Origin of the sequence: Collinsella sp. LCP19S3_F2 (assembly GCF_052121015.1) — a bacterium.
GTDB lineage: Bacteria > Actinomycetota > Coriobacteriia > Coriobacteriales > Coriobacteriaceae > Collinsella.
In genome coordinates this window covers 111,553-125,982 of sequence record NZ_JBQKFA010000005.1, presented here as the reverse complement: position 1 = coordinate 125,982, position 14,430 = coordinate 111,553, and the positions used below count along the sequence as shown (strand labels likewise).

The following is a 14,430-nucleotide window of genomic DNA, read 5'->3' as shown; positions in this document are numbered from 1 at the left end:
GGGGAGCCTTAGTAGCTGTCGTACGAATAGTCATCTGAATCGTTCACTGTCTGGCCGTCGGATGCCGTGTCGGTGCCGACGGTAGACTGGACATCGGTGCCGTCGGCATTATCGGTACCGCCGGCATTATCGCCGTTCGCGGAGTCGGCGGTCTCCTTCTTGGGAACGGTAATGGTCACGCGCGCCACACCCGATGTCTTGGTGTCATAGCGAACCTTTTCACCATTCTTGGTGACCGTGACATCGGAGGGCTTGGACGTGGTGATCTCAATCGAGGACTCGGGCGTGTACTCCTGCTCAAAAGGACCGGTCGCTTGAGCGCCATAGACCGATTTACCGTCGACCTTGACCTCGATCCAGGCGGTCTTGCCCTTGGCAACAGAGACCTTGACCTTGGTGACCTCGTCCTCTTCCTTTTCCACCGTCGCCTTGGCGGCATCGGAACTGGCCGCATCCGTCGCCTCGTCGGCGTCTTCATCCTCGTCAGTGGGTTCGGTCTTCTTGGAAGATTTCTTAGTCGTCGTCTTGGTAGCCACGGGTGTCTCGGGCGTCGACTCGGGTGCAGCAGAGCCGCAACCACGCAGGAGTACCACGATGAGCAAAATCAACAGTAGCACCACGGCACCGATGCCGACGTAAATAATGCGCGGATCGATCGTGTTGTATTGAGAGGCGCGCCCAACGCCGCGTCCGCGATTGGAGCTACCACGACCATTACCCTGCGGTATGCGGCCGCGACCGCTATCGGGACGACCACGATAGCTACTCTGGCGCTGCGAACCCCGCTGGCCCGGACGCGGCGCAAGCTCGCCACGGCCCTGATAGCCGCGCTGACCAGAGCGAGGCGCCGAAGAGCGTTGCCCATAGGGCTGGGATTGCGAACGGAGGCGCGGCGTCACCTGCGTGGTATCGGCGTCGGAATAGCCATCGCGGGAACGCCCGGCGGATACTCCGCGATAGCTACGACCGGAGTATCCGCCGTCGCCGTAACCGGCGCGAGGATCGCGACTCAACCCACGAGCGGCGGGAAGCGCACGGTCATCTGGCAGGGGCGTACTGCGAAAACGATCTCGCTGAGAACGAATTTCCTCGCTGGAGCCCGTCTCGGTGATATAGCCCGCCTGCGGAGGGCGCTGGCCGTACCGTGTCGTACGACCACCCTGAACCATCAAAAAACGACCGTTATCGACCGAAGAACGCGAGTTAACGTAGCCGGCAGCATCCTGAAAACGACCGCCCTGCTGCGAGGTATCGCGTTCATATGCCATGAGGTCGTCAAAATAAGCGTTGACGACCTCGCGCGGGTTAAGCCCCAAAAAGCGAGCGTAGCTCGAAATCATGCCCTGCGCATAGCCACGCGGGGGCATCGATGCAAAGTTACCAGTCTCGAAAAACTCGATGATCTGCGGCCTGATTTTGATGGTGTTGGCGACCTGCTGGATGGAAAGGCCCATCCGGCGACGCTGCTCGAGCAGCATGTCACCAAAGCGTGCAGCCATCAGAATCCTCCAAACTCACGATCTTCACGTACCATCTCGGCGTCGACAGACTCCAGCGCGGCAAGCCCTTCGTCATCCAGCAGGACCTCGCGCGGCTTGGAACCGTCGGGCGGGCCGACGACGCCCTTTTCTTCCAGCATGTCCATAATACGCCCGGCGCGCGCATAGCCAACCTTGAGGCGGCGTTGCAGGCCAGATGTGGAGCCCAGCTGCGATTCCACCACAATATGGGCGGCCTCCCAGATAAGCGGGTCGTCATCCTGCGGCTCGGCAACGCCCGTGCGAACAATGCCGCCACCAGCCGTGGACATGGAAGCAGGCGCCACGGCAGACAGAATCTCCTCGTGGTAGTCGGGCTCGCTTTGCGACTTAACGAACTCGACGATCTCGTTAATCTCGTCATCCGAGACAAAACAGCCCTGGATACGGCGGGGCTTGCCCCAGTCGACCTTGGAGAACAGCATGTCGCCCAAACCGGTGAGCTTTTCGGCGCCCATCTGGTCGATAATGACGCGGGAATCGATGCCCGTGGCCACGTTAAAGGCGATACGATTGGTGATGTTGGCCTTAATGAGGCCCGTCACCACGTTGGAGCTGGGGCGCTGCGTAGCCACGATAAGGTGAATACCGGCGGCACGCCCCAGCTGGGCGATACGAACGATCGAGGCCTCGACATCCTTGCCGGCAACCATCATCAGGTCCGATAGCTCGTCGATGATAATGACCAGATAGGGCATCTTTTGCGGCGGGTTATCGTAGTGTTCGAACTCGCCGGCGGCCTGCTTTTCGTTATACGTCGAGATCTTGCGAACGTTGAGGCGCTCGAAGACCTTCAGGCGACGCTCCATCTCGGAAACAGCCCATTGCAAGGCACTCGCAGCCTGCTTGGGTTCGGTCACCACGGGCACATAGAGATGGGGCAGGCCGTTATAGCCGGCAAGCTCAACGCGCTTGGGATCGACCATGATCAAGCGAACGTCCTCGGGAAGCGCGCGCATGAGCAGGGTCGTGATGATGGAGTTGATCATGACCGACTTACCGGAACCGGTGGTACCGGCAATAAGCAGGTGGGGCATCTTGGCGAGGTCGGCGACAACCGGCGTACCCTCGGCATCGCGGCCGATGGCCAGCTCGAGCGGACCGCCCTTCACATAGGGAAGCACGTCGCCCAGGTTAACGTTCTGGCGCTTGCGATTGGGAATCTCGATACCCACAAGCGAGGTGCCGGGAATCGGCGCAAAGATACGCACCGACTGGGCGGCAAGCGAAAGCGCGATATCGTCCTCGAGGCTCGAAATCTTGCTCACGCGCTCGCCCTCGCCGGGCTGCAGCTTAAAGGTCGTCACCGTGGGACCGGCAATCCAGCCGACGACGCGAGCGCTACGGCCAAACTCCAACAAAGTGGACTGCAGCGACTCGGCAGTCTGCTCCAACTCCTTGTCAGAAGACGCGGCGGACGCCGACTGCGGGTTGGCGTGCAGGATTTCGAGCGGCGGGAGTTTGAGGCCATCCTCTTGCTCGCCCTCGACATCGGCAGCAGTGCCGTCAGCTCCCCCATCGCCGGCTGCAACAGGAGCAGCGGAAGCCGTAGGGGTGGAGGCGTCGGCAACCTTGGGGTGCTTCAGGAAATCGGGGATCTGCGGGGCAGCAGACACGGGGTTCACGGCAAACGGCGGCTCGGACTCGTCGACCTTGTCCGGGTCGTCTTCCATCGAAAGCTGTCCGGTGACCTGTCCTCGCCTGTCTTGGCGACGCGGCAGCAAAGTTGTCTTGGCGGTATCGAGCGGACACTCGTCATCCTCGTCATCGCCCGCGGTGAGTTCGATTTCGCTATCGGACCAAGACGGGTCGGGCTCACTCGTGTTGAGCTTAGGCGCGGACTTGCCATTCTTGGCATGGCGACGCGGCAGCAGCGTAGTCTTGGCGCGCTCGGCCTCCACAGCCTCGGACACGTCGACAAACGGGTCATCGTCCTCGTCGTCATCGTCCAGAACAGGGTCCGCATCATTGCCCATGACCGTGGTCACGGCCATATCGGAGCCCTTCTGACGAAGAATGCTCAGGTGCGGACGGGCGACGCCGGGAACCGACAGGGCCTCTTCGTCGCCCCACGGGCTCGCATTGACATCGGCACGACGACGCTCGGCGAAATTGGCAGCGCGATCGCGCGCAGAGCGCAAAACGCCGCCCACCGAAAAGCCGATGATGACAAAGCCAACGACGGCCAAACCCAACAGGACCACCATCGCGATAGGTTTACCCAGGGCATTCTGCAGCGCACTCGCAATAAACGCACCAATGTAGCCGCCCGAAGCGGACAGGTTTTGCGGCACAAACATGAGGTCGCACGAATCGCTCGTGCCCGGCACCATCAACGAAAGAATGGAGACGACGGCGATAAAGACAACGGCGCCACCCGCGACCGAGCGAATGTTGAGCGGCGAGTCCTCACCCAAAAAGAGCGTGGCGGCAAACAGCAAAATGACGATCGGCAGCACGTAGGCGCCCAGGCCAAAGCCAAGATGGTAGAAACCGGCAACCACTGCCGTCACGGGTGCCGTTGCCGGAGAAATCACGGCAATGAAAGACGCAATCGCCAAAACGGCAATAACCACGCCGGCGATATCGCGGTTGGCCGAAGGCTCGACCAGGGGCTCAACATCGTCGAACTCGGCCTCGTGGCCCTTATTGGCACGAAGATGGGAACCGGCACCCTTAGTAGATGCCGGTTGGTTGTTGGCTTTATTGCCTTTGGCGTTTTGTGCAGATCCGCGCGCCAAACTAAACCTCCATGACGACCGGGATGATCATCGGACGGGTGCGCGTACGGCTCCAAATGAAGTTGGAGAGCGAATCGCGCACGGCCTTGCGAATGGCATCGGAGCCGCTGCTCGTAAAGCTAAACTTGCCCTTCTCGATCGTCTTCATGATGGATGCGGAGGCATCCTCGGAGAACTGATCGTCGATGGCAAATGAAACGCCGCGGCCCGAGAACTCAATAGCCTCGATCTTCTTATGCTTGAGCGAAACGATGGCGACGGCTGTGACCATACCGTCATTGGCAAGCTTCTGACGATCGCGCAGGACGATGGGGTCGGTATCACCGATGCGCAGGCCGTCGACGTAGACGACGCCGGATTCGACGGGCGTGCCGCGCTTGACAATACCACCGCGCATCTCGAGCGTGTCACCGTTATCGAGGATAAAGATGTGATCATCCTTAATACCCATCTTACGGGCAAGCTGGGCATGGGCTCGCAGGTGCACGGCCTCGCCGTGAACCGGCATAAAGTAGGTGGGCTTGGCCATGGCCATCAGAAGCTTGAGCTCCTCCTGGCTGCCGTGACCCGAGACATGGACGAGGGCACGGTTCTTGTCCCACACGTCGCAGCCAAGCTTGGCCAGGCTGTTGACGACCTGCTGGACGGCCTTCTCGTTGCCGGGAACAGGCGTAGCGGACAGGATGACGGTATCGCCCTCGTGGATGGAGAGCGTCTTGTGCTCGCCGTTGGCCATACGGGACAGCGCCGACAGCGGCTCGCCCTGAGAGCCGGTGCACATGACGACAATCTTGTCGTCAGGCAGGTTATCGATATCGAAGGCATCGATGATATCGGCATCGTCGATGTTGAGGTAGCCCAGCTCGCGCGCCACGCGGGTGTTGGTGAGCATGGAACGTCCGGTCACGACGACCTTGCGGCCGCACTTGCGGGCGGCGTCGCAAATCTGCTGCAGGCGATGGATATGGCTCGAGAACGACGCGACGAACACGCGGCCCGGGGCATTCTTGATGGCGTGCAGCAAGTTGGGGCCGACTTCGGCCTCGGACTTGGTAAAGCCCGGAACCGTGGCGTTGGTGGAGTCGGAAAGCAACAGGTCGATGCCCTGTTTGGCAAAGCGACTGATGGCGGCATAATCGGGCGTGACGCCATCGATGGGCGTCTGGTCGAGCTTAAAGTCGCCCGTGTGCATAACGGTGCCCTGGTTGGTGCGAATGAATACGCCCAAAGCGCCCGGAATTGAGTGCGTCATAGAGAAGAAGTCGAGCGAAATGCCACCAAGATTAACATGGCTACCGCCCTTGACCTCGCGAAACTTTGGCGCGCGGATGCGGAACTCGGAAAGCTTGCCCTCGATGAAACCAAGCGTCAGCTTGCTCGAGAAGATGGGCACCTTGTTGTTGAGGTCCTGCAGCAGGTACGGAAGCGAACCGGTATGGTCCTCGTGGCCGTGGGTGACGATGATGCCGCGGAGCTTCTCCTCGTTCTCCAGAACATAGGTGTAGTCGGGAAGCACCAGGTCAATACCGGGCTGGGAATCGTCGGGGAACATAAGGCCGGCGTCGACGAGCACCATGTCGTCGCCGCACTCGAAGACCGTCATATTCTTGCCGATGCCGTCAAGGCCTCCGAGCGGAATGATCTTCAAGGGAGATGATTTTTTAGCTGCCATAGGTTCGTGCGGTTTCCTTTCTTCGAAACGGGTCTGGAACAACCGACGGGGCGCTTCTGGCAAACCGACCGCCGGGAACGTACAAACATGCATCACGGAGTCGATGCAGTAACCGCATTATGATACCCATTTGCCCACCAACAGACCACCCATGCATCAAAGCCCCATCCAAACCGGTCCATCCCGCCGGTCTGGGGCCATCGGGGGCCGGGGCGGGTTAAGTTTGCTGCTCTACAGTCCTGCGCAAGACGGAAAGCACATTAAGTGCTTTCCTTTGCGTGCGGAACTCGCGACAAACTTAACCCGCCCCGGCCCCCGATGGCCCCAGACCGGCCAAAAAGGGACAGGTTTATTTTGGTCGGTTTTATCTGGGGTAATGCCGCACATGCGATTATCTAAAGATCTGAATTCAGATAACTGAATAGACTATCTGACAAAATCGAAACCCGCACCCACCAGCCCTTTTGCTATTCCCGGCGGGGGCCACGGGTAAAGTTTATCGCGAGTTCCGCACGAGCCGGAGAGCACTTAATGTGCTCTCCGTGCGAGCAGGACTGTAGAGCAGGAAACTTTACCCGCGGACCCCGCCGGGAATAGCAAAAGGGCGACTCCGGACAGGGGTCGCCCTTGTTGAGCTGCTTATGTGTAGCTGTTACTCGGCGTCGTGGTGACGGCGGGGCTTGCGGCCTCCGTTGTCGCCGGGACGACGCGGACGGTCGCTGCGCTCGGAGCGCTCGCGACGCGGACGCTCACGGCGCTGGAAGTGCTCGCCATCGCCCTCGGGGGCACCCTCGGCACGAGCCGGGGCCTCGGGCTTATCCAGACGATCGAGCGAGATCTTGCCGCGATCATCGACCTCGATGACGACGACCTTAACCTCGTCGCCCACATTGAGGACATCCTCGACCTTCTCCACGCGACCCTTGGCAACGCGGGAGATGTGCAGCAGGCCGTCCTTACCGGGCAGCAGGTTGACAAAGGCGCCGAAGGGCTGGATGGAGACCACGCGACCGGTGTACTCCTCGCCCGGCTCGGGGACCTTGATGATGAGCTTAATGCGCTCGACAGCCTGGTCGACGGACTCGCCGGTGCCGCCGACAAAGACAGTGCCGTCCTCCTGGATGTCGACCAAAGCACCGGTCTCGTCTTGGATTCCGCGGATGACCTTGCCGCCGGAACCGATGACGTCGCGGATCTTGTCGGTCGGAACCTGGATGGAGACGATGCGCGGAGCGGTGCTGCGCGTGGTGTGGCGCGGCTCGGGGATCACATCGAGCATCTTCTGCAGGATGAAGGCGCGACCCTCCTTGGCCTGCTGCAGGGCGCGGGCCAGGATGTCGAAGGTAAGGCCGGTGGCCTTGTTGTCCATCTGCAGAGCAGTAATGCCCTCGGTGGTGCCGGTGACCTTAAAGTCCATATCGCCCAGGAAGTCCTCGAGACCCTGGATGTCGGACAGGACCACGGTCTTGCCCTCCTCCTGGATCAGGCCCATGGCGATACCGGAGACCGGGCGCTTAATGGGCACGCCGCCGTCCATGAGGGCGAGCGTGGAGCCGCAGGTCGAAGCCATCGAAGAGGAGCCGTTGGACTCCATGACCTCGGAGACCACGCGGATGGCGTAGGGGAACTCGTTCTCGTCGGGGAGCACCGGAAGCAGGGCGCGCTCGGCCAGGTTGCCGTGGCCGATCTCGCGGCGCTTGGGGCTACCCATGCGGCCGGTCTCGCCGGTGCAGAACGGCGGGAAGTTGTAGTGGTGCATGTAGCGCTTGCCCTCGGTGGGCTCGATGGTATCCAGACGCTGGCCCTCGTTGAGCATGCCGAGCGACAGGACAGAGAGCACCTGGGTCTGGCCGCGCTGGAACAGGCCGGAGCCATGAACGAGCGGCAGGTAGTTGTCCTTCACCATAATGGGGCGAATCTCATCGGCGGCACGGCCGTCGACGCGCTCACCGGTCTCGACGACCATGGTGCGCATGGCCTTCTTCTCGAGCTTCTTGAGTGCCACGGGGATCTCGCGCTCCCAAGCGGCCTGCTCCTCCTCGGTGAACTCGGCACGGATGGACTCCTTCAGAGCCTCGACCTTGCCGATACGGGAGAGCTTGTCGGCGTCGCGAAGGGCGGCTGCCATCTCGTCGTAGTGGGCGAAGATGCGCTCCTGGACCTCCTCGACGGGCTGGTCGAGCGGGTACTCCTTCTTGACGATAGCGCCGTTGACCTGCTCCCACTCGGCAACGAACTCGTCCTGAGCCCGGCAGAAGGCAGCGAGGGCCTCCTGGCCAAACTTCATGGCGGCGAGCATGTCATCCTCGGAGATCTCATCGGCGCCGGCCTCGACCATCGAGATGAAGTCGGCAGAGCCGCCCAGCTCCAGGTCCAGATCGGAGTTCTCGCGCTCCTCATAGGTGGGGTTGACGATAAACTCGCCGGTCTCCACGTTGCGGCCGATGCGCACGCACGCAAGAGGGCCCTCGAAGGGCACGCCGCCGAGTGTCATGGCCAGGGAGGCACCCATGACGTTGATGACGTCGAAGGGGTTGACCTGGTCGGCGACGAGCGAGGTGGCGACGATGTGCACCTCGTTGCGGAAGCCGTCCGGGAAGCTCGGGCGAATAGGACGGTCGATCATGCGGGCCGTGAGCGTGGCCTTCTCGCTGGGACGGCCCTCGCGCTTGAGGTAACCACCCGGAATACGGCCGGCAGCGTACATCTTCTCGTTGAAGTCGACGGTCAGCGGAAAGAAGTCGTAGTTCTTGCGCTCCTTGGAGACGACCACGGTGTCGAGCATCGTGGTGTCGCCCTGCTTGACCAGACAGGCGCCGGTGGCCTGCTTGGCAAGTTCGCCCGACTCAAAGGTGTAGGTCTTGCCGTACAGCTCAAAGGTCTTGGATACGAGTGTCATTGTTCTCCTTTACCCCGCAGGCCCCTTGCCTGCGGGCTTCTCATGTGACGCGGGCCCCCTGCCCCCGCCACGCTTCAGAGCGTGATTGTTCACGCCCTTACACAAAAAGAGCGCCCCGCTGCGCAGGACGCTCTTAGCATGTACAAATCCTTACTGGATGTTGTCGCGGATGCCCAGAGCCTTGATGAGCTCACGATACTCGACGACGTCGTTCTTCTTGATGTAGGAGAGAAGACGACGACGGCGACCGACGAGCATGAGCAGACCACGACGGGTGTGGAAGTCCTTCTGGTGGGACTTCATGTGCTCGGTCAGCTCCTTGATGCGCTCGGTCAGGATGGCGACCTGAACCTTGGGGTTGCCGGTGTCGACCGGGGTGTTACCGAACTGGGCAGTCAGCTCCGCCTTGCGCTCTTTGGAAACAGTCATTGTTTCACCTTTCGTTTCGCGTCGCCCGCGGGCGACTCTATTCGCCTCGGACTGGGAAGCCGCCGGTGGAGCGAGCATCCAAGGTCGAGGTACCAACAGGTCGGTATGTTACCACAAGCGGACCGCGTATGCTCATCATCACCGACCCAACATGAATTCCATCGCGCGAAGACGCTGATCGGTGTGCGTCGCAGCCCAAACATGCGAAAGCCCCAGCAAAAAGGCGGCAGTATGGGGATCGACCCTCTCGGCCATGAGCGCATCGAAGGTCATGGACATGAGGGCACGCAGCCATGCGACCTCGCCGGTCGACACCAGCTCGGCACCCGGAACGCTCGACGCGCACGACCCGCACATGAGCCCGCCCGCCTGGGGCGAAAAATACGACAGCATGGGGTCTCCGCACAGTACGCAGGCCGAAAAATCGGGTCGATAGCCAACGTGCGACAGCAGCTTAAAGACATATGCCGCCACAAGCAGATCCATATGTGCCGTATCGAGCCTGCTGCCCACCAGGGCAAGTGCTCGCTGCGTAATGGCAAAGGTAAACGGGTCCTCGGCGTCCTCGAACGAGCACACGCGCGCGACCTCGGCGATCGCGCTTGCGGCGCAGGTCGTCTCGTAATCGGGCGCGGCGCCGAGCGGCGCCTCCATAAGCTCGGCCTGGGAAACCACGTCGAGCGACCGTCCGTGCGCGAGCAGCATATCGACGGTACAGAACAGCTCGCAGCGCGCCGCCAGGCGCCCGCCGGGTTTGCGCGCGCCCTTTGCCACGGCACGGACCTGCCGACCCCGCTCATCAAGCATCGTCAAGATCAGATCGGTCTCCTTGAGCTTGGTCTTATCGAGGACGAGTACCTTTGTGCGATATGTCCGTGAGCCTGCCATGAGCGCCGCGCGCCCTTAGTCCTCGGCGTTGTAGCCAAAACGGCGAATCTGGGCCTCGTCGTCACGCCAGCCGGCCTTTACCTTCACATCCAGCTCCAAAAAGACCTGCGTGCCAAAGATGCGCTCAAGATCGCGACGGGCGTCGATGCCGATATGCTTGATCATCTCGCCGCCCTTACCGATGATGATGCCCTTTTGGCCCTCGCGCTCGACGTAAATGGTGGCATGCACGCGCAGCACCTTCTTGGTCTGCTCGAGCGCATCGCAGATTACGCCAACGGAGTGCGGAATCTCATCACGGGTGCGGCGCAAGACCTTCTCGCGCACAAACTCGGCAACGAGCGTCTCGTCGGAAGCGTCGGTACCCATGTCCTCGGGGAACCAACGCGGGCCCTCGGGCAAAAAGTGCGCAACGGTCTCGATGAAGGCATCGACGTTAAAGTTCTTGACCGACGACGTCACGATCTCATCGTCATATTCCATAAGCTCGTGGGCGGCCTTAAGCTGCTCCATGACCTGTGCGGGATCGGCCTCATCGGCCTTGGTGAGCACCAGGACCTTCTTGGAACGGGCGCATCTGACGCGCTCGGCAACCCAGGCGTCTCCCCTGCCGATCGGTTTGGTGGCATCAATCAAAAACGCGACGACATCGACATCGTTGAGCTCGAACAGCGCGCTCTTGTTGAGCTCGGACCCCAGGCCGTCCTTGGGCTTGTGGATACCCGGAGTATCGACAAAAACCAGCTGGTAGCCAGGGCGATTGACGACGGCGCGCATGCGACGGCGGGTCGTCTGGGCCACCGGCGAGGTGATGGCGACCTTTTTGCCATAGCAGGCGTTGAGCAGCGTGGACTTACCGGCGTTGGGGCGACCGACCAGGGCCACGAAGCCGCTGCGGAAACCGGGCTCAACGTCGCCAAAGCCCGCGAGGCTGTCGTCCTCGTCGCACAGGGCGTCGAGCTCCTCGTCACTCATGCCCTCAAACGGGTCGAACTCCTCGACCTCGCAAGCCTCAGTCGCTTCGGCATCCACAGCATCCAGGGGCTCGTCGTCCAGCGTTTCATCGATAGGCTGCATATTGTCGGACATGAAGATCCCTTTCTAAATAAAGCCGAGCGCGTGGGCAAATACCAACAAGCCCACAATCGCGGCGGTGATGGAAAGAACGTATACGGAGGCGGCGGCGATATCCTTTGCACGCTTTGCCAGCGGATGGAACTCCTGGGTCGCCAAATCGACAATCGCCTCCATGGCGGTGTTGCACAGCTCGCCGTGAATCACCAGGCCGCAGCAAATGATAATCGTAGCCCACTCGGCAATGTCGAGCCCCACGATGCAGCCGGCAATGACAGTGCACACACCCGCCACGAGCATGACCTTAATGTTGCGCTCGGTCTTGACGGCGGTAACGAAGCCCTCCATGGCGTAGGAGAACGACTTTAAAAAGGACGGATGGTCCTTGTTCGATCCGGGAATCATAGACGGCTCCTAGTCGTGGGCATGGTTGGTGATGGGGCCGACGTGAACCAGCTTGGGGTCCTCGCCGCGCTCGAGCGCCAAATCGCGCAGGATGGCGTCCTCGCGGGCCTCCATGACCTCGGCCTCGTCGTCCACGATATGATCGTAGCCCAGTAAATGCAACATGCCATGCACGAGCATCAGGCGGCACTCATCGGCAGGGCTATTACCAAAGCCGGGGGCCTGACGGGCAATGACCTGCGGGGCCAAGATGATATCGCCGAGCTCGAGCGTCTCGTCGGCTGGGATATCCTCGTCAAAGGCCGAGTCGCATTCAAACGAGAGGACATCGGTGGTACGGTCGATACCGCGCCACTCGTGGTTGAGCTCGCGCATCTCATCCTCATCGACATACGAAAGGGAAATCTCGACTTTTCGCTCAACGCCCTCGGCAGCCAGCACGACCTCGCAGATGTGCTCTACCTCCTGCGCGTCAAGCAGCGTATCGAGCTCGGCATCGTTGCTGATCAATACACTCAACGGGACTCCTTTCGGTCGCGCACGCGCTTCTCGCGCACGTCATCATAAGCATCATATGCCTCGACGATTCGCCCCACCAAGGCGTGACGCACAACGTCGGCACGCTCGAGGTGCGAAAACGCGACATCGTCGACACGACCCAAAATCTGCTCAACGTCGGCAAGACCGCCGCGACGACCTACCAAGTCACGCTGGCTCAGGTCACCGGTAATCACAAACTTGGAGTTAAAGCCCAAGCGCGTCAGGAACATCTTCATCTGCTCGGGCGTGGTATTTTGAGCCTCGTCGAGCACCACGAAGGCATCGCTCAGCGTACGACCGCGCATGTAGGCAAGCGGGGCGATCTCGATCACGCCACGCTCCATAAGCTCATCGGTGCGCTCGCGATCCATCATGTCAAAAAGGGCGTCGTAGAGCGGACGCATGTAGGGATCGATCTTTTCCTCGAGGGTACCGGGCAAAAAGCCCAAGTTCTCCCCCGCCTCGACAACCGGACGCGTCAAGATCAGACGGCCCACCTCGTGACGCTTGAGCGCGGCAACGGCAAGCGCCATGGCCAGATAGGTCTTACCGGTACCGGCAGGACCCAAGCCAAACGTGATGGTATGCGAGCGGATGGCATCCACATAGCGCTTTTGACCGAGCGTCTTGGGGCGAATGGCACGACCGCGATACGAAAGCAGCACATCATCGCGAAGCGACGTAGCCCCGTACTCACCGTCGCGTAAGACGGCCAGGCAGCGAGAGACATCGTCGACAGACAGCGTCCGTCCGGCGGCAGCCTCGCGAAAAGCATGCTCGAAAAAGCGCGCCACGAGCTCGACCTCGTCCGGGTCACCGCACACGGCGATACGGTCGCCACGGGCGACCACGTGGGCGCGAACCAAGCTCTCGAGCGCACGAAGGACGCCGTCGCCGGCACCAAAAACGCGCGAGGGATCAATTCCATCGGGAACGGTAAGTCTAATCTTCGAGGCTTCCATGAACCTCCCTGCGTGCATGGACCAAGCCGGAATCATCGACTCCGATGATAGCAACATCGAGCAGGCACGGGGCTGTGAGTCCGCAGGTATCGTCAAGACGGGCATGATGGAACGAACCGAGCGTCAGGTTGTCGCCATACTCGAGCACGGCACGCTCGACGGTGCCCACGCGACGGCGGGCGTCGGCAATGGCGAGTTCCTGCGCCGCGGCTCGCATACGACGGCTGCGCTCAGCCATAACCTCGGGCGGCACCTGGTCGGGCATATCGGCAGCAAGGGTACCGGGACGCTTGCTATAGCGGAAGACATGCATGCGCGAAAAGCCCACGCGACGGCACAACGCCAGCGACTCCTCAAATTCCTCGTCCGTCTCGCCGGGAAAACCGACGATGACGTCGCACGAAAGGGACGCCTGAGGCAAGTTGGCGCGAATCATACGCACCGTCTCCTCAAATGCCTCGGCGCTATAGGGACGGCCCATGCGATGCAGGGTCGCCGTGCAGCCAGACTGCACGGGCAGGTGCAAAAACGGGGCGATGCGCTGCGGATAGCGCGCCATGACCTTAAGCAGGGACTCGGAGATATCCATGGGCTCGACCGAGGAAATGCGCACATGCGGAATAGACGTACGCTCCATGATGGCCTCGAGCAGCTCATCGATCTCGACGTGTTCGTCGGTCGCACTCTTGCCATCGTAGGCGCCCAGGTTCACGCCCGTCAGCACCACCTCGGGCACGCCGGCCTCCTGAGCCTCACGAACTTGTTCGAGCACAGACTCGACCGGCACGGAGCGCTCGGGGCCGCGGGCCTTCCACACAATGCAATAGGTGCAACGATGGTTGCAGCCGTCCTGGATCTTCACACCCAGACGCGAGCGACCGAGCGCGTCGACCACATCGCCGCCGCTACAGGCGGCCACGCTATCGGACTCAACGCCCAGTACCTCGCAGACGCGTTCGGCGACATCGATCTTAGACGGCTCCGCGATCACGCGGTCCGAAAGCTCCAGAAGCTCCTCGGGGTGCAAATTGACAACGCACCCGGTCACGACCACATAGGGCTCTTTTGGATGAGCCAGCGCATGGCGGACGGCCTTACGGGTCTTGGCCTCGGCCTCGCCCGTAACGGCACAGGTGTTAATGACGATCAGCTCCGCATCCTGAGGCTCCACCATTGCAAAACCCAGGCGCATAAGATCGGCAGTGATACGGTCGGACTCAACCCGGTTGACACGGCAGCCGAGGTTGACAACAGAGATATGAGGTGCGAGCACGCGGGCTCC

General features: G+C 61.3%; 11 protein-coding genes. All 11 read right to left on the bottom strand.

Features of this window, described 5'->3' with window-relative positions:
- Nucleotides 1-8: 8 nt before the first annotated feature.
- On the bottom strand, nt 9-1,499 hold the full coding sequence (locus ACTQX9_RS06085; protein WP_441540767.1) for a RodZ domain-containing protein: 1,491 nt from the start codon (nt 1,497-1,499) through the stop codon (nt 9-11).
- Nucleotides 1,499-4,279 carry a DNA translocase FtsK 4TM domain-containing protein gene (locus ACTQX9_RS06080; RefSeq protein ID WP_441540766.1) on the bottom strand — a complete coding sequence of 927 codons (2,781 nt, stop codon included), beginning with the start codon at nt 4,277-4,279 and terminating at the stop codon, nt 1,499-1,501. Before ACTQX9_RS06080 ends, ACTQX9_RS06085 begins: the two co-directional genes overlap by 1 nt.
- 1 nt (nt 4,280) lies before the next feature.
- Nucleotides 4,281-5,951, bottom strand: a complete 1,671-nt coding sequence (locus tag ACTQX9_RS06075; RefSeq protein WP_117654800.1) for a ribonuclease J — start codon at nt 5,949-5,951, stop codon at nt 4,281-4,283.
- Nucleotides 5,952-6,603: 652 nt separating this feature from the next.
- The gene (locus tag ACTQX9_RS06070) at nt 6,604-8,850 is read right to left on the bottom strand and encodes a polyribonucleotide nucleotidyltransferase (RefSeq protein ID WP_154516316.1); all 2,247 of its coding nucleotides are present in this window, start codon (nt 8,848-8,850) and stop codon (nt 6,604-6,606) included.
- Between the two features lie 150 nt (nt 8,851-9,000).
- Nucleotides 9,001-9,279 (bottom strand): 30S ribosomal protein S15, encoded by a 279-nt coding sequence (gene rpsO / locus ACTQX9_RS06065; protein ID WP_154516313.1) that lies wholly within the window; start codon nt 9,277-9,279, stop codon nt 9,001-9,003.
- Between the two features lie 138 nt (nt 9,280-9,417).
- On the bottom strand, nt 9,418-10,167 hold the full coding sequence (gene recO / locus ACTQX9_RS06060; protein ID WP_154516310.1) for a DNA repair protein RecO: 750 nt from the start codon (nt 10,165-10,167) through the stop codon (nt 9,418-9,420).
- Nucleotides 10,168-10,182: 15 nt separating this feature from the next.
- On the bottom strand, nt 10,183-11,256 hold the full coding sequence (era, locus tag ACTQX9_RS06055) for a GTPase Era (RefSeq protein ID WP_195838553.1): 1,074 nt from the start codon (nt 11,254-11,256) through the stop codon (nt 10,183-10,185).
- Between the two features lie 12 nt (nt 11,257-11,268).
- The gene (locus ACTQX9_RS06050; RefSeq protein ID WP_427726826.1) at nt 11,269-11,646 is read right to left on the bottom strand and encodes a diacylglycerol kinase family protein; all 378 of its coding nucleotides are present in this window, start codon (nt 11,644-11,646) and stop codon (nt 11,269-11,271) included.
- A gap of 9 nt (nt 11,647-11,655) precedes the next feature.
- Nucleotides 11,656-12,165, bottom strand: a complete 510-nt coding sequence (gene ybeY / locus ACTQX9_RS06045; protein ID WP_427726828.1) for an rRNA maturation RNase YbeY — start codon at nt 12,163-12,165, stop codon at nt 11,656-11,658.
- A complete protein-coding gene (locus tag ACTQX9_RS06040; protein ID WP_441540765.1) occupies nt 12,162-13,148 on the bottom strand; it encodes a PhoH family protein in 987 nt (328 codons plus the stop codon). The genes ybeY and ACTQX9_RS06040 overlap by 4 nt, the downstream gene beginning before the upstream one ends.
- Complete coding sequence (locus ACTQX9_RS06035; RefSeq protein ID WP_441540764.1) at nt 13,129-14,421, bottom strand: MiaB/RimO family radical SAM methylthiotransferase; 1,293 nt, start codon at nt 14,419-14,421, stop codon at nt 13,129-13,131. Before ACTQX9_RS06035 ends, ACTQX9_RS06040 begins: the two co-directional genes overlap by 20 nt.
- Between the last annotated feature and the right edge of the window lie 9 nt (nt 14,422-14,430).

Bases quoted from the DNA above. Each gene is read 5' to 3' on its own strand.
- ACTQX9_RS06085 (WP_441540767.1), bottom strand. From the start codon at position 1,499: ATGGCTGCACGCTTTGGTGACATGCTGCTCGAGCAGCGTCGCCGGATG.
- ACTQX9_RS06075 (WP_117654800.1), bottom strand. From the start codon at position 5,951: ATGGCAGCTAAAAAATCATCTCCCTTGAAGATCATTCCGCTCGGAGGC.
- ACTQX9_RS06070 (WP_154516316.1), bottom strand. From the start codon at position 8,850: ATGACACTCGTATCCAAGACCTTTGAGCTGTACGGCAAGACCTACACC.
- rpsO (WP_154516313.1), bottom strand. From the start codon at position 9,279: ATGACTGTTTCCAAAGAGCGCAAGGCGGAGCTGACTGCCCAGTTCGGT.
- recO (WP_154516310.1), bottom strand. From the start codon at position 10,167: ATGGCAGGCTCACGGACATATCGCACAAAGGTACTCGTCCTCGATAAG.
- era (WP_195838553.1), bottom strand. From the start codon at position 11,256: ATGTCCGACAATATGCAGCCTATCGATGAAACGCTGGACGACGAGCCC.
- ACTQX9_RS06050 (WP_427726826.1), bottom strand. From the start codon at position 11,646: ATGATTCCCGGATCGAACAAGGACCATCCGTCCTTTTTAAAGTCGTTC.
- ACTQX9_RS06040 (WP_441540765.1), bottom strand. From the start codon at position 13,148: ATGGAAGCCTCGAAGATTAGACTTACCGTTCCCGATGGAATTGATCCC.